This is a genomic window from Streptomyces sp. NPDC058683, from assembly GCF_042716195.1.
GTDB lineage: Bacteria > Actinomycetota > Actinomycetes > Streptomycetales > Streptomycetaceae > Streptomyces.
Map to the genome: position 1 here is coordinate 218,555 of NZ_JBHXSK010000002.1, position 18,167 is coordinate 236,721.

At 72.2% G+C, this 18,167-nt stretch carries 14 protein-coding genes; 7 read left to right on the forward strand and 7 right to left on the reverse strand.

Annotated features, from left to right (window positions below):
• Nucleotides 1–32 precede the first annotated feature (32 nt).
• The 4 genes from ACFWXC_RS03065 to ACFWXC_RS03080 all read left to right on the forward strand — a co-directional run bounded on the left by ACFWXC_RS03065 (nucleotide 33) and on the right by ACFWXC_RS03080 (nucleotide 6,800).
• Nucleotides 33–2,882, forward strand: a complete 2,850-nt coding sequence (locus ACFWXC_RS03065; protein ID WP_384472074.1) for a SpoIIE family protein phosphatase — start codon at nucleotides 33–35, stop codon at nucleotides 2,880–2,882.
• A 122-nt stretch (nucleotides 2,883–3,004) separates the two neighbouring features.
• Complete coding sequence (locus ACFWXC_RS03070; protein ID WP_384472077.1) at nucleotides 3,005–4,534, forward strand: sugar ABC transporter ATP-binding protein; 1,530 nt, start codon at nucleotides 3,005–3,007, stop codon at nucleotides 4,532–4,534.
• Entirely contained in the window at nucleotides 4,531–5,601 is a 1,071-nt protein-coding gene (locus ACFWXC_RS03075; RefSeq protein WP_384472080.1) for an ABC transporter permease, read from the forward strand. Before ACFWXC_RS03070 ends, ACFWXC_RS03075 begins: the two co-directional genes overlap by 4 nt.
• A gap of 47 nt (nucleotides 5,602–5,648) precedes the next feature.
• Nucleotides 5,649–6,800, forward strand: a complete 1,152-nt coding sequence (locus ACFWXC_RS03080) for a substrate-binding domain-containing protein (RefSeq protein ID WP_384472083.1) — start codon at nucleotides 5,649–5,651, stop codon at nucleotides 6,798–6,800.
• Between the two features lie 257 nt (nucleotides 6,801–7,057).
• Here the strand turns inward: ACFWXC_RS03080 and ACFWXC_RS03085 are convergent, their stop codons facing one another.
• Nucleotides 7,058–7,954 carry a DUF1963 domain-containing protein gene (locus ACFWXC_RS03085; RefSeq protein ID WP_384472085.1) on the reverse strand — a complete coding sequence of 299 codons (897 nt, stop codon included), beginning with the start codon at nucleotides 7,952–7,954 and terminating at the stop codon, nucleotides 7,058–7,060.
• Between the two features lie 172 nt (nucleotides 7,955–8,126).
• Nucleotides 8,127–9,017 carry a hypothetical protein gene (locus tag ACFWXC_RS03090; protein ID WP_384472088.1) on the reverse strand — a complete coding sequence of 297 codons (891 nt, stop codon included), beginning with the start codon at nucleotides 9,015–9,017 and terminating at the stop codon, nucleotides 8,127–8,129.
• A gap of 206 nt (nucleotides 9,018–9,223) precedes the next feature.
• Here ACFWXC_RS03090 and ACFWXC_RS03095 point away from each other — a divergent pair, with 206 nt between their 5' ends.
• Nucleotides 9,224–9,991, forward strand: coding sequence for a TetR/AcrR family transcriptional regulator (locus ACFWXC_RS03095; protein WP_384472091.1), 768 nt, complete (start codon nucleotides 9,224–9,226; stop codon nucleotides 9,989–9,991).
• 95 nt (nucleotides 9,992–10,086) lie between these two features.
• Here ACFWXC_RS03095 and ACFWXC_RS03100 read toward each other — a convergent pair whose 3' ends face one another.
• From ACFWXC_RS03100 to ACFWXC_RS03115, 4 genes are read right to left on the reverse strand one after another with little or no spacing between them, the layout of a single operon-like run.
• Nucleotides 10,087–11,376, reverse strand: a complete 1,290-nt coding sequence (locus ACFWXC_RS03100; protein ID WP_384472094.1) for an XdhC family protein — start codon at nucleotides 11,374–11,376, stop codon at nucleotides 10,087–10,089.
• Nucleotides 11,369–13,495: a xanthine dehydrogenase family protein molybdopterin-binding subunit gene (locus tag ACFWXC_RS03105; RefSeq protein WP_384472097.1), complete on the reverse strand. Its 2,127-nt coding sequence runs from the start codon at nucleotides 13,493–13,495 to the stop codon at nucleotides 11,369–11,371. Before ACFWXC_RS03105 ends, ACFWXC_RS03100 begins: the two co-directional genes overlap by 8 nt.
• Nucleotides 13,492–14,484 (reverse strand): FAD binding domain-containing protein, encoded by a 993-nt coding sequence (locus tag ACFWXC_RS03110; RefSeq protein ID WP_384472100.1) that lies wholly within the window; start codon nucleotides 14,482–14,484, stop codon nucleotides 13,492–13,494. The genes ACFWXC_RS03105 and ACFWXC_RS03110 overlap by 4 nt, the downstream gene beginning before the upstream one ends.
• Nucleotides 14,481–15,044: a (2Fe-2S)-binding protein gene (locus tag ACFWXC_RS03115; protein WP_384472103.1), complete on the reverse strand. Its 564-nt coding sequence runs from the start codon at nucleotides 15,042–15,044 to the stop codon at nucleotides 14,481–14,483. Before ACFWXC_RS03115 ends, ACFWXC_RS03110 begins: the two co-directional genes overlap by 4 nt.
• Nucleotides 15,045–15,277: 233 nt before the next feature.
• Between ACFWXC_RS03115 and ACFWXC_RS03120 the strand changes: the two genes are divergently transcribed.
• The gene (locus tag ACFWXC_RS03120; protein ID WP_384472106.1) at nucleotides 15,278–15,856 is read left to right on the forward strand and encodes a TetR/AcrR family transcriptional regulator; all 579 of its coding nucleotides are present in this window, start codon (nucleotides 15,278–15,280) and stop codon (nucleotides 15,854–15,856) included.
• Between the two features lie 77 nt (nucleotides 15,857–15,933).
• Here the strand turns inward: ACFWXC_RS03120 and ACFWXC_RS03125 are convergent, their stop codons facing one another.
• Nucleotides 15,934–16,386, reverse strand: a complete 453-nt coding sequence (locus ACFWXC_RS03125; protein WP_384472109.1) for a MarR family winged helix-turn-helix transcriptional regulator — start codon at nucleotides 16,384–16,386, stop codon at nucleotides 15,934–15,936.
• Nucleotides 16,387–16,636: 250 nt separating this feature from the next.
• On the opposite strand from ACFWXC_RS03125, the gene ACFWXC_RS03130 reads away from it, so the two are divergent.
• On the forward strand, nucleotides 16,637–18,154 hold the full coding sequence (locus ACFWXC_RS03130; RefSeq protein WP_384472112.1) for a GMC family oxidoreductase: 1,518 nt from the start codon (nucleotides 16,637–16,639) through the stop codon (nucleotides 18,152–18,154).
• The last annotated feature ends 13 nt before the right edge of the window (nucleotides 18,155–18,167 follow it).

The following is an 18,167-nucleotide window of genomic DNA, read 5'->3' on the forward strand; positions in this document are numbered from 1 at the left end:
CGAAAAGTGGACTATCGCGAGCGAGGCGAAGCGTGGTGCTGTTCGGCGGGGCACCGACGCCCACGGGGCGTGCGACAGGCGGCGCAGGGCCCGCGCGTTCGCGTGAGCGTTTCCTGGAGGGCGAACCCGTCGCGGCGGGCGTGCGCACCTCGATCCTGAACTCGTGGCAGCGCTGCCGGTCCCTGGGGCTCTCCGCGGACCAGTCCGACCTCCCCTTCCGCGACGATTTCGAGCGGGACGCCCGGATCGTCCGCGCGGCCGTGCCGGTACTGGACCGGCTGCAGTACAGGTTCGCCGGCAGTCGGCTGAACATCTCCGTCGCCGACGCGAACGGCACCGTCCTGCTGCGCCGTTTCGGCGAGGCGTCCCTGGCCAGAAGCCTCCCGGCGATCCAGTGCGTGCCGGGGTTCGTGTTCGCCGAGCAGGTCGCCGGCACCAACGGCATCGGCCTGGCACTGGCGGAGCGGCAGCTGATCCGGGTCTACGGCGCCGAGCACTTCGCCGAGCGGGCCCAGAACAGCGCCTGCCGTGCGCTCCCGGTCCGCGACCCGCTCAGCGGCCGTATCGAGGGCGTGCTGTGCTTCGGCTATCCACGCACCTTCGACGATCCCCGGCTGGCCACCGTGATCCGCAAGGCGGCGCGCGCCATCGAACGGCGGCTGCTGAGGCAGAGTTCCGCACGCGAGCAGGCGCTGCTGCGGGCGTACGTGGAGACCGAGGCCGAGGCCGCCGTCGGCCGTCACCACACCATCGGGCTGGACGAACTGGCCCTCGGACAGCACCCGCAGGACCGCGCGATCCTCATGGAGCAGGCCACCGAGCTGCTCTCCCGCGCACAGCGGGCCGCTCTCCACGTCTGCCTGTCCGACGGCCGGCGTGTCACGCTGCTCAGCCGTCCGATGACCAGTGCCACCGGGGTCGAGGGCGTGGCCATCGAGGCCGTCCTGCCCGGCCCCGCGCCACGAGACCCCCTCGCCGCCCCATGGCAGTTCGACGAGCTGCCCGGCTTCCCCGCCGAGCCCGCCTCCCCCGGCATCGTGCTGCCGTCCGGGGCCGTCACCGCACCCGTCCAGGTCGCCTCGGGCGGCAGGGGCGTCACGGTCGTGACGGCGCAGGGCGGTCACCCCGCCGCCGCGCCCCCGTCGCGAGGACTGCTGCTGGTGGGGGAGCCGGAGGTGGGACGGTACGCCCTCGCCGCACGACGCCGGCTGGAGCTGCTGTCCGAGGCCAGCACCCGCATAGGCACCACCCTGGACGTGCGCCGCACCGCCCAGGAACTGGCCCGGACGGCGGTGCCGCGGCTCGCCGACTACATCACGATCGACCTGCCCGAGGCGGTACTGCGCGGCGAGGAGGCCGCCGACCCGCACGGCGACCTGCGCCGTACGGTGGTCCACGGCATCCGCGACGACTGCCCCTTCCACCCGGTCGGCAAGCAGGTCGACTACGGCCCGACCACTCCGCAGCTGCGCTGTCTGACCGGCGGGGAACCGGTGCTGGAACCGGATCTGGAGGCTGCCGCGGGCTGGCTGGCCCACGACCCCGAGCACACCGCGGAACTGCTCTCCCACGTCCACTCCCTGATCGCGGTCCCGCTGATGGCCCGCGGTGTCGTCCTGGGCGTCGCCGCCTTCTACCGCGGACAGGACCCCGCGCCCTTCGGCGACGACGACCGTTCGCTGGCCCAGGAACTCGCCGCCCGCGCCGCCCTGTCCATCGACAACGCCCGGCGCTACACCCGCGAACGCACCATGGTGCTGGCCCTCCAGCGCAGCCTGCTCCCCCACGGCCTGCCCGACCAGGACGCCGTCGAGGTCGCCCATCGCTACCTGCCGGCCGAGTCCGACGTGGGGGGCGACTGGTACGACGTCATCCCCCTCTCCGGGACCCGGGTCGGTCTCATGGTCGGGGACGTCGTCGGCCACGGCATGCTCTCCGCCGCCACCATGGGGCGGCTGCGTACCGCCGCCCTCAGCTTCGCCGAACTCGACTTCCCCCCGGACGAAGTCCTCACCCACCTCGACAACCTGGTGGGACGGCTGGACCGGGAGGACTTCGCCGCCGAGGCGGACATCCTCGGCGCGACCTGCCTGTACGCCGTCTACGACCCGACCACCCAGCGGTGCACCATGGCCCGTGCCGGGCATCCCCCGCCCGCGCTGGTCAGCCCCGACGGCACGGTGTCCTTCCCCGAGCTGCCCGCCGGACCTCCGCTCGGCCTGGGCGGCCTGCCCTTCGAAGCCGTCGACGTCGACCTCCCCGAGGGCAGCCTGCTGGTCCTCTACACCGACGGGCTCATCGAGGACCGGTACCACGACGTCGACGTGACCCTCGGCCGGCTGCGCGAGGTCCTGGCGCAGCCGGGGCGCACACCGGACGAGACCTGCCAGGTGATCCTGAACAGCGTGGCGCCCGTCCACCCGGGGGACGACATCGCCCTGCTCGTCGCCCGCACCCGTGCCCTGCCCCCCGACCGGATCGCCGCCTGGGACCTGGAACCCGACCCGGCGCTCGTCGGCGAGGTCCGGGCCGGCGCCATGCGGCAGCTGGCCGACTGGGGACTCGACGAAGCCGCGTTCGCCGCGGAACTGATGCTGAGCGAGCTGGTCACCAACGCCATCCGCCACGGTTCCGGCCCGATCCGGGTACGGCTGCTGTTCGACCGCAGCCTGATCTGCGAGGTCTCCGACACCAGCAACACCGCCCCGCATCTGCGCCGGGCGGCCAGCACCGACGAGGGCGGCAGGGGCCTGTTCCTCGTCGCCCAGCTGGCACAGAGCTGGGGGACGCGCTATCTGCCCCAGGGCAAGGTCATCTGGGCCGAGTGCGGCCTCGGGAGCGGCCTCGGAGGCGGCCTCGGAGGCGGCCTCGGGGGCGGCTGAGACCGGCGACGCCACTGACCCGTTGGTGTCACACGGTGCGACAGATGCCCGAAATGATGCAGATAGTCGCATTAGGATCGCTGGCGACAGTCGGGAAGAACTCGTCAGGCCGACCCTCGGAGATGTCCGTGCACGACCCTCCCGACACCTCTGCGCACCCGCTGGTCCGCATCCGCGGGCTCACCAAACGGTTCGGCGGGACCCTCGCGCTGGACGGGGTCGACCTCGACGTCCACGCGGGCAGCGTCCTCGCCCTCCTCGGCCCCAACGGAGCCGGGAAGTCCACCCTCATCAAGGTGCTCGCCGGGATCCACCGCGCCGAGGCGGGACAGGTCACGGTGGACGGGCACCCGCTCGGCAGCGACGCCGCCTGCCGCTCCATGTCCTTCATCCACCAGGACCTCGGTCTGGTGGAGTGGATGACGGTCGCCGAGAACATCGCCCTGAGCACCGGATACCCGCGCCGTGCCGGACTGATCTCCTGGCGGCGCACCCGGGAGCGGTGCACCGACGCCCTGCGGACCGTCGCCGGACACCTCGACCCCGCCGCGCCGGTCTCCCGGCTCTCCCCCGCCGAGCGGTCGCTGGTCGCCATCGCCCGGGCCCTGGCCACCCGGGCGGGACTCATCGTCCTCGACGAGCCGACCGCCCGGCTGCCCGCCGCGGACTGCGCCCGCCTGTTCCGCGTCCTGCACACCCTGCGCGACCAGGGGCACGGCCTGCTCTACGTCACCCACCGGCTGGACGAGGTGTACGAGGTCGCCGACGCCTTCGCCGTCCTGCGCGACGGCCGGCTCGTGAGCCACGGCGACCTGGCGGGCCACAGCCCCGCCCGTCTGGTGCGTGACATCGTCGGCGCGGAACTCACCCGCTACCGCCCCGCCACCGTCCCCGCCGACGGCCCGGCCGTCCTGACGCTCGACGGCGTACGGACCGCCGGTGCGGGACCGGTCGGCCTGGACCTCGGGGCCGGCGAGGTCCTCGGCCTGGTCGGCCTCTCCGGCGCCGGGCACGTGGAACTGGGCCGGGCCCTGGCCGGTGCCCGGCCCCTCCTCGACGGCCGGGTGCTGCTCGGCGGCCGGCCGTACCGCCCCCGCTCGGTCGCCGACGCCGTCCGTCTCGGGGTCGGCCTGGTGCCCGGCGACCGGCAGCGGGAGGGCTGCGCCGCCGAACTGACCGTGCGGGAGAACCTCCTGGCCAACCCGCGCGCCGCGGGCGTGCCGGCGCTGCGCTGGATCGCCCCCCGCCGGGAACGCGCGGTGGCCGCCGGTCTGATCGAACGGCTCTCGGTGCGCCCCCGGGACAGCGAGGCCCCGATCGGCACGCTGTCCGGCGGGAACCAGCAGAAGGTCATGATCGGCCGCTGGCACCCGGTGGGCCTGCGCCTGCTGATCCTGGAGGAGCCGACCGCGAGCGTGGACGTCGGGGCCAAGTCCGCCGTCTACCGGCTGCTCGACGAGGCCCTGGCCGCCGGCCTCGCGGTGCTGCTCGTCGCCACGGACTTCGAGGAGGTCGCGGGCGTGTGCCGGCGCGCCCTGGTGTTCGTCCGCGGCTCCGTGACGGCCGAGCTGAGCGGTCCCGCCCTCACGGTCGCCGGGCTCACCCGGGCGGCCTCGGCCAGGCCTCCCGCCGGAACCGCGACGGCCTCATGACCGCCTCGCCCAGGTCCCCGTCCCGGCCGCGCCGAGGCCCCGCCGGACACCACGTCGGTGCCTACGGCCTGCTCGCCCTCACCGCGCTGCTCTTCCTGGTCTTCTCGCTCACCCTGCCCCGCACGTTTCCCACCCGGGACACGGTCGACTCGATCCTGTTCAACCAGTCGATCCCGGCCGTCCTCGCGCTCGCCGCCACGGTCCCCATCGTGACCGGCGCGTTCGACCTCTCCCTCGGCTACGGCCTCGGCCTGGCGCACGTGATGGCGATGCACCTCGTGGTCGACGAGCGGTGGCCCTGGCCGTGGGCCTGCCTGGTGGTGGTCGCCGGAGGGGCGGTCGTGGGCGTCCTCAACGGTGTGGTCGTCGAGTTCGGCCGGATCGACTCCTTCATCGCCACCCTCGGGACCGGCAGCATGATGTACGCCGTGACCGGCTGGATCACCGACGGCGGCCGGATCGTCCCCGGCCCGCTCGGGCTCCCCACCGCCTTCACCGACCTCTACAACTCCAGGTTCCTCGGGCTTCCGGTTCCCGCCTTCTACGTGCTGGCCCTCGCCGTCGTCCTCTGGCTGGTGCTGGAGCGGCTGCCGCTCGGCCGCTACCTCTACGTCGTCGGCTCGAACCCGCGCGCGGCCGAGCTCGTCGGCATCCCGGCCCGCAGGTACACCGTCTACGCGTTCGCCGCATCGGGGCTGCTGGTCGGTTTCGCCGGTGTGCTGCTCGCGGCCCAGCAGCAGATCGGCAATCCCAGTGTCGGCCTCGACTACCTGCTGCCCGCCTTCGCCGGCGCCCTCCTCGGCTCCACCGCGATCAGGCCCGGCCGCCCCAACGCCCTGGGCACGCTGGTCGCCGTCGCCGTGCTCGCGGTCGGCCTCACCGGCATCGGCCAGCTGGGCGCGGACTTCTGGACGATCCCGCTGTTCTACGGCGGCACGCTGCTGCTCGCCGTCGGGCTGGCCGGCTACTCCGCCCGCCGTCTGCGCACCGGGACCGACGCGTCCGCGGTACCCCCCGAGCCGCACCCCTCGGCCCGGGACGGTGACACGGCGGGCCCGACGCCATGAGTCCCCTGCGTCCTTCTCCTCCGCCTTCTCTTCCGCGAGGAGCCCCCGTGCACCGCAGCCGCAAGGCCTCCCCCGCCCGATGCGTCTCCCTCGCCCTGCTGGCGGCGGTGACCGCCCTCGCGGGCTGCGAACGCGGCCTGCCGGACAGCCCCGCGGCCTCCGCCACCGGTCCGAGCGGCTGCCCCGCGGTCCAGGCACGGGCCAAGGCCGCCGTCGCCCGGGCGGAGCGGACCGACGTCCCCTGGAACGGGCCGACCAGCGGCCCCAGGGCGGTGTCCGGCAAGACGATCGTCTTCGTCGCGCAGACCATGACCAACCCCGGAGTCGCGGGCGTCGCCAAGGGCCTGCGGGAGGCCGCGAAGGTCATCGGCTGGAACGTCCGGGTGATCGACGGCGAGGGCACCCCAGCCGGGATCCAGGCGGCGCTGAGCGAGGCGGTGGCCCTCCGGCCCCCGGGCATCGTCATCGGCGGCTTCGACCCCGACTCGACCTCGCAGCAGGTCCAGCGGGCCAACGCGGCGGGCATCCCCCTCATCGGCTGGCACGCGGTCACCTCCCCCGGCCCCAGTACGAAGCCCAAGCTCTTCACCAACATCACCACAGACGTCGGCGACGTCGCCGCGATCAGCGCGCAGTGGGTCGTCGCGCACTCCCGGGGCAACGCCGGGGTCGTCCTGTTCACCGACGCCTCGATCCCGTTCGCCCGCCACAAGTCCGAGCTGATCAGGAAGGGGCTGGCCACGTGTGCGGGCGTGCGGCTGCTGGCGTACGAGAACATCCCGATCCCGGACACGAGCAGCCGTACCGCCAGGGAGGTCTCCACCCTCCTCGCCCGCTTCGGAAGCCGGTGGAGCTACTCCGTCGCGATCAACGACCTGTACTTCGCCGACGCCGCCCCCGCCTTCCGCGCGGCCGGCGAGAGGGGCGCAGGCCCGCCCTTCAACATCGGCGCCGGTGACGGCGACCCGTCCGCCTTCCAGCGCATCAACGGCGACCAGTACCAGGCGGCCACCGTCCCCGAGCCGCTGACGCTGCAGGGCTGGCAGATCGCCGACGAGTTCAACCGCGCCTTCTCCGGCCGTCCGGCCAGCGGCTACGTCGCACCCGTGCACGTCTCCACGGCGGCCAACAGCGAAGGAACCTCGTCCTGGGACCCGTCGGGCTACCGGCAGGCGTACCGAAAGATCTGGGGCAGGTGACAGACGCCCAACACCTCGCGGCGGGGCCTCGGTTGAGCCCGCCCGGCCAGCAGGGCGACGACCACGGTCGCGACGAGGGCCACCGTCGTGAGCGGCATGCGGTGTCGGCGCCGGCGTTCGCGAGGTGATGCCACAGCATTGTGGGGATGCACGAACGGGTAACCGTCCGGTCCCCGTTGGAGGTTGCCACACCGCGGGAACCCACTTCTCGCCGAGCATCTCAGCCGGTGCCCTGACGCTCCTGGGCTGTCGTCGGCTCAGGGATTCCAGAAGAACGAAACGTGCGCGCGGTCGAAGCGTCGTTCGGCCAGGTCCTGTCGCGCGATCACCCAGTGCAGGGTGGATCCCTCCCGCCCCGTGAGACCGATGTCCCACTGGGCGAGCAGCGTCCAGTCCTCGGGGGCGGGCAGTTCCACAGCGTCGACGGGCTCGCCCGGCTCCGCGGTTCGGTGCCGTCGATGCTGCGCCGCCTCCTGTGCGGCGTCCAGGACAGGGTCCGTTTCCGTGCACTCGTGGCAGGCATACCCGCCGATGTGCAGCGGGCCGTCGACGATGATGTCGCCGCACGTGTCCGTCCACGCTTCGGCCAGTTCCCAGGCGCGGGGATGGTCTGGCAGCGGAGCGGCCTCCTGGCCGGGCTCAGGGGACGGGATCAGGAAGTGGTACGGCAGGCAGACGTCGGCCGACAGGCGCAGCTCGTCCTGCGGGAACTGCTCGTAGATGCGCACCATCTGGTCGTCGTCGAAGGCGTCTCCCTCCTCGCCGTAGACGCAGGGGTACTTCGTCTCCCGCTCCTCGACGGGTGTCCCGGCGGGGACGTACACGACCTCGCCGGCACTGGCGCTGTAGTACGTCATCTCGGGAAAGCCGAAGAGCAGCAGATGGCCGTCGGCCGGCAGCGGAAGGCCCGTCACCTCCTCGGGGAGGGCCGCGCAGTCGAGGGTGGCGAGCAGGGGGAACCAGGGGTCGGGGGCATCCGCGGGCAGCATCAGCGGGCCGCCGAACCGGCCGACGACCGGTCCGTCCCCGCTCGTGACGAGTGTCCCGGACCGGCGGGCCATGGCGATCCACCGCTCGATGTCCTGGGACGGTATGCCGCGGCTCAGCGCTTCCTCACGGAACGGGGCGAGCCGGCGGATCAGGTCAGGAGTCATGGGCGACAACATATGCCCGAGGTCCGACAGCCGGGGCGGCCGAACGACGGTGCGTGACGGGCGTAGTTGGCGATCGGTACGGCCACCCCCGGTGTCAGCGCCCGCGCGAGGGCGGGCGCTGACGTGGCTGGGGCAGGTCGCCGGCGGTGGCCGCGACTCGGCCGGCGGTCGGTTATGCGTGCATTCCTGTCGAGCCGGCGATCAGCTTGAGCAGTCTCTCGTTCTGAGCCGCGTAGTGCTGATCGGCGGGGTGTTCGGCGAACGCCGAGAAGGCCACGAAATAGGCGTCGGACACGGTGTCCGCCGCATACACACCGCGGGCCGCGGCCACGGCCGCGGCATGTGCGACGGCTCCGGCAGCGGCGGCTGTGTGCGCGGCGGCTGCCGCGTGATCAGCGGCACGCGTGGCCGCGATAGCTGCTGCGACATCGTGCACCGCCGCGTACGAGGCCGAAAGGTCGCCGGCCGCCTTGATGGCATCCGCGGCGGCTTGTGCAGCGTACGCAGCCCCTGCCGCGGCGGCCGCCCAGTCCGCGGCATTCCCGTCTGCGGCACGAGATGCGGCGATCGCGGCAGCTACGGCGCGTCCGGTGTCGGCACCGGCGACCACCCCGGAGGCCAGCGCATCGCCGACGGCTTCGCGCCCTTCCAGCATTTCCTCCTCCCGGAGTTCGCCGTCAAGATAACCCTGTGCGGCCTCGATGCATCGACGTATTCGAATATCGACCGATTTCCGCTGCTCGATGTAGTCGAGGCTGCCTTTCGCGCATTCGATGGCGAACCGGCGCAGAACGACAAGGGGAATCTCTTCGACGAGCCTCATTTCCCTCGCGGCGAACTTATTGCCACGCCGGGAAATCTCGCCTCGCGCTTCTGCGATGAACCACCGTTTTCCGAATACGTTCCGGACGGAGTCCCTGGGCGTCAGCGAGGCGTGCAGACCGGTGGAACAGCAGACGATGGGTCCGTTCACCTTGTTCCATTGTCCGACCTGCCAGGACATGTTTCCGTTCGCCGAGGTGAGGTCGTCCTCGACGAATCGATAGCAGAGAAGGGTCTCCATCTTCTTTTCCTTCCGTGACAGCCGCAAGCACACAGTGGCGGTGCGCAAACCCGGACGGCGCTTCGGGGCCTCGCGGAGGGCACGGTTGGGTCATGGGCAACGGTCCGAAGCAGCCGGCGAAGCTCTCGCGGCACGGACGATACACCGTATCGGCTCTCGATACGGTGTATCGCGCACACGGACCGCGTCTCGCTACACTTCGGTTCGTGCCGACACCTCCGCTGCCCTCCCCCGACGACCGCCTGCCCGAGGGCCACAGCCGGCCGTTCTGGATTCGCGAGGCCGAGCAAGAGTCGAAGCCCCAGCCGCTGACCCGCGAGCGGATCGTCCGAGCGGCGATCGCGGTTGCCGACAGCGAGGGCCTCGACGCCGTCTCCATCCGCAGGATCGCCGGCGAACTGAAGGCCCGCCCGATGAGTCTCTACTCGCATTTCGGCAGCAAGGACGACCTCCTCGACCTCATGCACGACGCGGTGGTCGAGGAGACACTCGTGGGTGATGTGCCCGGCGACTGGCGGGAGGCGCTGCGCCTGATCGCCAGATACAACCGGGCTGCAGTCCTGCGCCACCCCTGGTTGGTTGCGACGCGTGACACCGGCTGCCCGATCGGCCCCGCCTCACTCAAGCGCATGGACGAGTCCGCCGCCGCGGTTCGCGAACTCGATGCCGACAACGCCGTTCGCCGGGCGCTCATCCTCATGGTCGACACCTTCACGCTCGGCCACGTCACGGCCGAACTGTCGGGCGGGATCCGTCGCCGCGCCACAGCCGAAGCACATACCGCGCGCCGCGACGCCACCACTGAATTCGTCCAGGCACAGATCGACGCCGGCCACCTGCCTCACCTGGCCGACACGGGTTTCACCGAGTTGCTGTACAACGACGACCCGGAAGCGAGTTTCGAGCTTGGCCTCGACTGGCTACTGACCGGCGCCGCCACGTCGCTCGGGCGCCGGCAGACCCGCCCTGTGTGACCGGCACGCGCCCCCCGGCGCCCGTGCGGACCACGGTCTTCACGGCGTTCTGCCCGGTCCTGCCGCAGAGACGACTCCGTCCCGGTCCTTGCGGCCTACGGCCGGGCGTCGCACACGGAAATCCGTGCCGTCGACGATCCCGGTCCGACCGCCGGCACTCGGGCACTCGATGACCTCGGCGAGGGTGCCCAGCCGGCTTCCCGGCGCGCCAGCGCAGCCCACTCCGCCGTGCCCCGGTGAATCGGCGTCGCCGAGCCGGTCAGCGGCGTGCCCGTCCCGCCCCGCCGCATCGCGACGATCTCCGCCGCGATGGACAGTGCCGTCTCCTCGGGCGTGCGGGCGCCGAGGTCGAGGCCGATGGGCGACCGGAGACGGGCCAACTCCGCATCCTCCAGGCCGACTTCGCGCAGCCTGCGCTCCCGGTCGGCGTGCGTTCGACGGGAGCCCATCGCGCCGACGTAGGCGACCGGCATCCGCAGGGCCGCCTCCAGCAGGGGTACGTCGAACTTGGCGTCGTGGGTCAGCACGCACAGGACCGTGCGTGCGTCGGTCTCCGTACTCCGGAGGTAGCGGTCCGGCCAGTCGACCACGACCTCGTCCGCGTCGGGGAAACGGGCCCGGGTGGTGAAGACGGGGCGGGCGTCGCACACGGTCACGTGGTAGCCGAGGAGCTTTCCGGCGCGCACGAGTGCGGCGGCGAAGTCGATCGCACCGAAGACGATCATGCGGGGTGGCGGGACACGGGTCTCGATGAACAGGGTGAGGCCGCCGGGGCAGTGGGAGCCGTCCTCCGAGACTTCGAGGGTGCGGGTGCCTCCGGCGGTCAGCATGGCCAGGGCCTCGGCGGTGATGCGATCCACGGGGAAGGTCGCGGATGCGGTGCGGGTCCGTGGTGGGTTGTCACGCCCGGGCGGCGGAGCCGCACAGGTCACCGCCCCGCGCCCCTGGGTGGGCGCGTGCACAGGTGTGCCGAGAAGTCCGGCCGGTCCACGGATCACCCTGGCCAGTGCCGTCGGCTCCCCCCGAGCCGCCGACGCCAGCGCCGCCTCGTACAGCTCTCTGTCCGGTGCGTCCCCCGTCACCGCGGTGACCAGGATCTGGATCGTTCCACCGCACGTCAGACCCACCGCGAAAGCGTCCTCGTCGCTGTAGCCGAATGTCTCAAGGACCGGCTCGCCGCTGTCGAGGACCTGGACGCACAGGTCGTACACCGCCCCTTCCACGCATCCGCCGGAGACCGAGCCGATCGCCGTGCCCGCGCTGTCGACCGCGAGGGCGGCGCCGGGAGGGCGCGGCGCGCTGCCGCCGACGGACACCACCGTGGCGACGGCGAAGTCGCGGCCCTCCGCGGCCCACTCGCTCAACTCCGCGGCGAGGTCAAGCATCTCGGCCTGCCTGCAGGACGCGGTCGGGGCGGATGGGCAGGCTGCGATGGCGTACGCCGGTCGCGTGCCAGACCGCGTTGCCGACCGCCGCCGCGGCCCCCACGATGCCGATCTCGCCGATGCCCTTGATGACGAGGGGGTCGTCCTCGTCCGGGTCCTCGGGCAGCCAGTCCGCCTCGACGAGCGGGACGTCGGCGTTGGCCGCGAAGTGGTAGCCCGCGAGGTCGGCGCCGACGTGGGCACCCGAAGCCCCATCCCGGACCGCCTCCTCGTGCAGGGCCATGGAGATGCCCCAGATCATGCCGCCGACGAACTGGTTGCGGGCGGTCAGCGGGTTGATGATCCGGCCCGCCGCGAAAATGCCGAGCATCCGGCGGACCCGTACCTCGCCGGTCGTGACGTCGACGGCGACCTCGGCGAAGTGGGCGCCGTAGGAGTGCCGTTCCTTCTGCGGGAGTGCCGCGATGGCCGCCGCGGTGTTCGAGCGGACGGTGACGCCCTCCGGAGGGATGCCGCCGCCCAGGGCGAGTCGCTCGCGCAGTTCCTCCGCCGCCGCGGTGACCGCCCAGGACCAGGAGCTGGTGCCCATCGAGCCGCCCGCGATCATGGCCGGGCCGAAGTCGCTGTCCCCGATCAGCACCCGGACGCGGTCCGGCGCCACCTCCAGCGCGTCGGCGGCGATCAGGGTGAGGGCCGTACGCGCGCCGGTGCCGATGTCCGCCGCGGAGATACGGACGGTGAAGCCGCCGTCGGCCTCCGCGGTCACCGCCGCCGTGGACGGCACGGCTGCGGCGTGGAACGAGGCCGCCGCCGTTCCGGTGCCGAGCAGCCAGCGGCCGTCGCGGCGCAGGCCGGGACGCGGATCGCGGTCGGCCCAGCCGAACCGCCGGGCGCCCTCCCGGAAGCAGGCGATCAGATCGCGGCCGACGAAGGGCAGCCCGGACACCGGCCCGGTCTCGGGCTCGTTGCGGGCGCGCAGCTCGATCGGGTCGACGCCGCACTTCTCGGCCAGTTCGTCGAGCGCCGACTCCAGCGCGAACGACCCCGGCGCCTCGCCCGGCGCGCGCATCCAGGTCGGGGTCGGCACGTCGAGCCGTACGATCCGGTGGGCGGTGTGGTGGGCCGGGGCGTCGTAGAGCACCCGGGCCGGCATGGCGGCGGGCTCCAGGAACTCGTGCACCGTCGAGGAGAGGTTCAGCGACCGGTGCTCCAGCGCGCGCAGCCGCCCGTCGGGGTCGGCGCCGAGCCTGACACGCTGTGCGGTGGGGCTGCGGTAGCCGACCAGGGAGAACATCTGACGGCGGGTCAGTACGACGCGCACGGGGCGGCGCAGGAGGGTCGCGGCCATGACGGCGGCCACCTGGTGGGCGCGGACGCCCTTGGAGCCGAAGCCGCCGCCGATGTGTTCGGAGCGTACGCGCACGGAGGCCGGGTCGAGCGAGAACAGGTTCGCGAGTTCGCCCTTGACCCAGATGGCGCCCTGGTTGGAGTCGACGACCTCGAGGCGGCCGCCGTCCCAGTGGGCGGTCGCCGCGTGGGGCTCCATCGGGTTGTGGTGTTCCTCGGGCGTGGTGTACTCGGCGTCCACGACGAGCGCGGACCGGGCGAGTTCGGCCTCCAGGTCGCCCTTCGCGGTCACGGCCGCGGCGTGCGGAACGTCCGCCACGGTGTACGCGTCCGGACGCCCGTCGGCGAACGCGATGTCGTGCGGCTCCCGCTCGTAGTGCACCACGAGCGTCTCGGCGGCCTCCCTGGCCTGCTCGGAGGTCTCGGCGACGACCAGCGCCACGGGCCAGCCCGCGTGCGGCACCCGGTCGTGCTGGAAGAGCGCGATGGACGGGTCGGGCCTGTTCCCCATGAGCCCGTCGTAGTCGGTCTCCAGGTGCGGGGCGTTCCCGTGGTGCAGGACGGCGAGGACGCCGGGCATGGCCAGGACGGCGTCGGCTTCCACGGCCCGGATGCGGCCGCGGGCGATCGTGGACAACACCAGCCAGCCATGGGCGAGTTCGGCGAAGGGGATCTCTCCCGCGTACCGGGCGGCGCCGGTGACCTTGTCACGTCCCTCCACGCGGGTGTGCGCCGTGCCGACGGAGCCCTTCAGGGGGGTGACGGTGGTCATCGGGCTGCCTCCTCGGCGAGTTCGGTCAGCACGGCCACCACGAGGTTGCGCATCAGGGTCACCTTGTATCCGTTGTGCGGCAGGGGCCGGGCCGCGGCCAGTTCGGCGTCCGCGGCGGCGGCGAAGGTACGGGCATCGGCGGGGGCGCCCTTGAGCACCCGCTCGGCCTCCAGGGCTCGCCAAGGCCGCGACGCGACCGCTCCGAGCGCGAGCCGCACCTCGCGGACGGCCCCCGCCTCCACGTCGAGCGCGGCGGCGACGGACCCGATCGCGAACGCGTACGAGGCCCGCTCCCGCACCTTCCGGTAGCGCGAGGTGGCGGCGACCGGCGCGGGCGGCAGGGTGACGCCGGTGATCAGCGCACCCTGCGGCAGGGCGGTCTCCCGGTGCGGGGTGTCACCGACCGGCAGATAGAACTCGGCGAGCGGCAACTCGCCGGACCCGGCGGCCGTTTCGTACGACACGACGGCGTCGAAGGCGGTGAGCGCCACGCCCATGTCCGAGGGGTGTACGGCCACACAGTGGTCGGAGGCGCCGAGGATCGCGGCGTTGTGGTGCTCGCCCGCGACGGCGGGGCAACCGCTGCCGGGGGTGCGCTTGTTGCACGGCTGGGCCACGTCGGCGAAGTAGCCGCAGCGGGTGCGCTGGAGCAGGTTCCCGCCGACCGTGGCCATGTTGCGCAGCTGCCCGGAGGCGCCGGCCAGCACCGCCTGCGTCAACGCCGGGTAGCGGCGCCGCACTTCGGGGTGGGCGGCGAGGTCGCTGTTGGTGACGGTGGCGCCGATCCGCAGGCCGCCGTCGGGCGTCGACTCGATGCGGTCCAGCGGGAGTTCACGTACGTCGACGAGCCGGCCGGGCCGCTCGACGCCCGTCTTCATGAGGTCGACGAGGTTGGTGCCGCCGCCGAGGAACCTCGCGTCCGGATCGGCGTCGAGCAGCGCGACCGCGCCGGAGACGTCGAATGCACGCTGATAGCCGAACTCCCTCATGCCGCCGCCTCCGTGGTCTCCGTCTGGGCCGCTGCCGCCTGGGCGACCGCCTGAACGATCGACACGTACGCGCCGCAGCGGCACAGGTTGCCGCTCATCCGCTCGCGGATCTCCTCGGCGGTCAGCGGCGGCGGTCCCGCCTCGGGCCGTACGTCGCCGGTGACGGCGCTCGGCCAGCCGGCCGCGTGCTCCTCGATCACCGCGACGGCCGAACAGATCTGGCCAGGTGTGCAGTAACCGCACTGGTAGCCGTCGAGGTCGAGGAAGGCCTGCTGCACCGGGTGCAGTCGTTCGCCGTCGGCCAGGCCTTCGACGGTGGTGATCTCCCGCCCCTCGGCGGCCACCGCCAGTTGCAGACAGGCCACGGTCCGGCGGCCGTCGACCAGAACCGTGCAGGCCCCGCACTGCCCCTGGTCGCAGCCCTTCTTGGTACCGGTGAGCGCGAGCCGCTCGCGCAGGGCGTCCAGGAGGGTGGTGCGGTGATCGACGGACAGGGAGTGTTTCTCGCCGTTGATGTTCAGGGTGATGGCGCTGTGCGTCGACGGACCGGCCAAAACCATGATCAGCCTTCTTTCGCAGGTCCGGAACGCGCCGAGAAGGCGGTCCGGCACGCAGGCGTATTGGAAAATCGGGTGCACCAGGAGACAAAGAGGCAGCTCAGTACGTGGCTGGATCAGCTCGGCCAGGGCTATGATGCAACCAACCGGACAACTGTCCGCTACCAGGGAACGTACCGGACAGCTGTCCGCTTAGCAAGGCCGGGCCCCTCCGCGAGCCCGCGAGGAGGGCACGAGTGCCGGAGAAGAAGGACGCACCGTTGCGCTCCGACGCGCAGCGCAACCGCGAACGCATCCTGGAAGTGGCCCTGGCCGAACTGACCCGCTCCGCCGACACCCCGCTGAGCGCGATCGCCAAGAAGGCGGGCGTCGGCCAGGGCACGTTCTACCGCAACTTCCCCAACCGCGAGGCGCTCGTCCTGGAGATCTACCGCCACGAGATGCAGCAGGTCGCCGACTACGCGACCCACCTTCTCGAGACCCGGGAACCCGACCGGGCGCTGCGCGAGTGGATGGACCGACTCGCCCGGTTCGCCATGGCCAAGGCCGGTCTGGCCGACGCGATCCGACAGGCCACGGGCACGGCGGCGAAGCCCGAGTACACCCCGGTGACCGCCGCGTCCGAACTCCTGCTCCGCGCCGCCGAGAAGGCCGGCACCATCCGCCCCGGCGTCACCGCGGACGACTTCTTCCTCGCCATCGTCGGCCTGTTCACGATCGATCCGCAGGGCGACTGGGAAGCACGAGCCGCCCGCCTCTTCGACCTGGTCATGGACGGACTGCGGATGGGAGCACCCGGGACAAAGGCCGACTGAACAGGACGCCCGGGCCGCCGCGGCGACGTTCGATCACGGGCATCAGGCAGGCGCGCCGGTCGCGCCTGGTCACGACCTCAGTCGAGGTGCTCGCCCATCGCTTCGAACTGCCTCGCCATGGCCGACAGCGACCGACGGTCGAGATGGTCCATGACCCGCTTCCGGGCGCTCGCCAGGTGTATCGGGTATGCCGCCTGAAGCCGCTTCAGCCCTTCCGGGGTGAGGGTCGCGACATTTCCCCGGGCGTCACCTTCGTAGCGCCGTTTGACGACCTGGCCGCGGCTCTGCAGAGCATCCACGACACGGGTGATACGGCTCGCGGACAGCGCGGTCGCCGAGGCGATATCCGTCATGCGGAGTTCCTGCTTCTCGGCCTCGGAGAGGTTCATGAGCACGAGGTACTCGGTGAGCGTCAGCCCCGCGGAGCGCAGCAGATCGTCGTCGAGCGAGCGCGGCAGCGCGACGACGACGCGCATCAGGGCGCGCCAGAAGTGTTCTTCCTGAGCACCCAGGGGACCTTCGACGGTCATCTGTACATATTAGCGTGCTCAAGCAAAGAACATCAACCTGCACCGCCTCACCCGCCGCGAGGCCCGCTCGACGATCTCGGCGATGATGCCGAACGGACACCTCCTGAACAGCCAGCCATCTCCGCACTGCCGGACCGTTCCCGTCAGCTGGGGCCCCGAGTTGACAGCCCAGATCCCATGACTGAAAGTTCATTCACCTGGTGCCGACTGCGGCTGGGCGATACATCCTCTTTGCTTCCGTGGAGTTCAAATGCGGTTCACCGCACCGAAGTTCGACTACGTGATCGTGGGGGCCGGCAGCGCGGGATGCGTACTCGCGGCAAGGCTGTCGGAGGAGGAAGGCGCACGAGTCCTCCTCCTGGAAGCGGGGGCGGAACCGCCGCCCGAGTCTGCGATTCCCGCCGCATGGCCCATGCTGCTCGCCGGCGGGACGAGCTGGCCCGACGCGACCGTGGTGCAGCAGGCGCTCGGTGTGTCGCTGCCCTGGCCGCACGGCCGGGCCGTCGGAGGGTCGTCGGCGATCAACGCGATGCTGCACCTTCGGGGACACCGCTCGGGGTACGACGCCTGGTCGGCGGCCGGTGCCAAGGGGTGGGGGTTCGACGAGCTGCTGCCCTACTTCCGCCGCACGGAGTCGGCACCTCACCGGGACGCCGTGCTCCGCGGCACGTCCGGCCCGCTGGAGGTCTCCCCCGCGGCCACGCCGAGCCCGCTCGCGGTCTCCGTACTCGAAGCGGCCCAGCAGGCCGGATACGCACGGGCGGACGACGTCAGCGGCGGGCTGGAGGAGGGGTTCGGTTTTCCCGACCTCGCCATCGTGGACGGACGTCGTCTGAGTGCGGCCGACGCCTATCTCACCCCTGCGCGGCAGCGACCGAACCTGCGGGTGGTGACGGGGGCCCTCGTCCACCGGGTGCTGGTGCGCGGTGACCGTTGCGTCGGCGTCGAGTACTCCGTCGGCTCGGAGCTCGTCACGGTGTCGTGCGAACGGGAGGTCGTGCTGTGCGCGGGTGCCGTGGGCACACCGCAGGTGCTGCTGCGGTCGGGCATCGGACCGGCGTCCCAGCTCTCCGGCCTCGGCATCGATCCCGTGGCGGACCTTCCCGGGGTCGGGGAGAACCTGCACGACCACGCCACCGCCGGCGTCACCTACGCGACCGCCGAGCCGCCGCCCGACAGCATCAACCACAGCGAGCTGGTCGGTCTCGTACGCAGTCACCCCGACGTGGCCGTACCGGATCTCCAGGTCTTCCTGATCAGCGTGCCGCTCAACGCTCCGACGCTCCCGCTCCCCGAACGGGGCTACTCCATCGGGGCCGCCCTGATGACGCCCCACAGCCGTGGCACGCTGCGCCTGAGCAGCGCCGATCCGAGCAGCCCGGCGCTGATCGACCCGGGCTATCTCCGCGACCCACGCGACCGGGACGTGCTCGAAGCGGGCCTGCGCATCGTCCGGAGCATCGGCCGTGCGCCCGCGATGGCCCGCTGGCAGGGGGAAGAGGTCCTGCCGGGTCCGGGCGTCCCCGACGCGTCCCTCGCCGACCATCTGCGGGTGGGCGTGGCGACGTACTTCCACTACGCCGGCACCTGCCGCCTGGGCACGGACGAACTCGCCGTGGTCGACACGGAGTTGCGGGTCCACGGGATCACCGGCCTCCGCGCGGCGGACGCCTCTGTCATTCCGGCCGTACCCACGGCCAACACCCAGGCCACCGTCCTCGCCATCGCGGAACGCGCGGCAGCACTTGTCCGGGAGCAGCGCGCCTGACGGTGTGACCGAT

Bases quoted from the DNA above. Each gene is read 5' to 3' on its own strand.
- ACFWXC_RS03070 (WP_384472077.1), top strand. From the start codon at position 3,005: ATGTCCGTGCACGACCCTCCCGACACCTCTGCGCACCCGCTGGTCCGC.
- ACFWXC_RS03075 (WP_384472080.1), top strand. From the start codon at position 4,531: ATGACCGCCTCGCCCAGGTCCCCGTCCCGGCCGCGCCGAGGCCCCGCC.
- ACFWXC_RS03085 (WP_384472085.1), bottom strand. From the start codon at position 7,954: ATGACTCCTGACCTGATCCGCCGGCTCGCCCCGTTCCGTGAGGAAGCG.
- ACFWXC_RS03090 (WP_384472088.1), bottom strand. From the start codon at position 9,017: ATGGAGACCCTTCTCTGCTATCGATTCGTCGAGGACGACCTCACCTCG.
- ACFWXC_RS03100 (WP_384472094.1), bottom strand. From the start codon at position 11,376: ATGCTTGACCTCGCCGCGGAGTTGAGCGAGTGGGCCGCGGAGGGCCGC.
- ACFWXC_RS03105 (WP_384472097.1), bottom strand. From the start codon at position 13,495: ATGACCACCGTCACCCCCCTGAAGGGCTCCGTCGGCACGGCGCACACC.
- ACFWXC_RS03110 (WP_384472100.1), bottom strand. From the start codon at position 14,484: ATGAGGGAGTTCGGCTATCAGCGTGCATTCGACGTCTCCGGCGCGGTC.
- ACFWXC_RS03115 (WP_384472103.1), bottom strand. From the start codon at position 15,044: ATGGTTTTGGCCGGTCCGTCGACGCACAGCGCCATCACCCTGAACATC.
- ACFWXC_RS03125 (WP_384472109.1), bottom strand. From the start codon at position 16,386: ATGACCGTCGAAGGTCCCCTGGGTGCTCAGGAAGAACACTTCTGGCGC.
- ACFWXC_RS03130 (WP_384472112.1), top strand. From the start codon at position 16,637: ATGCGGTTCACCGCACCGAAGTTCGACTACGTGATCGTGGGGGCCGGC.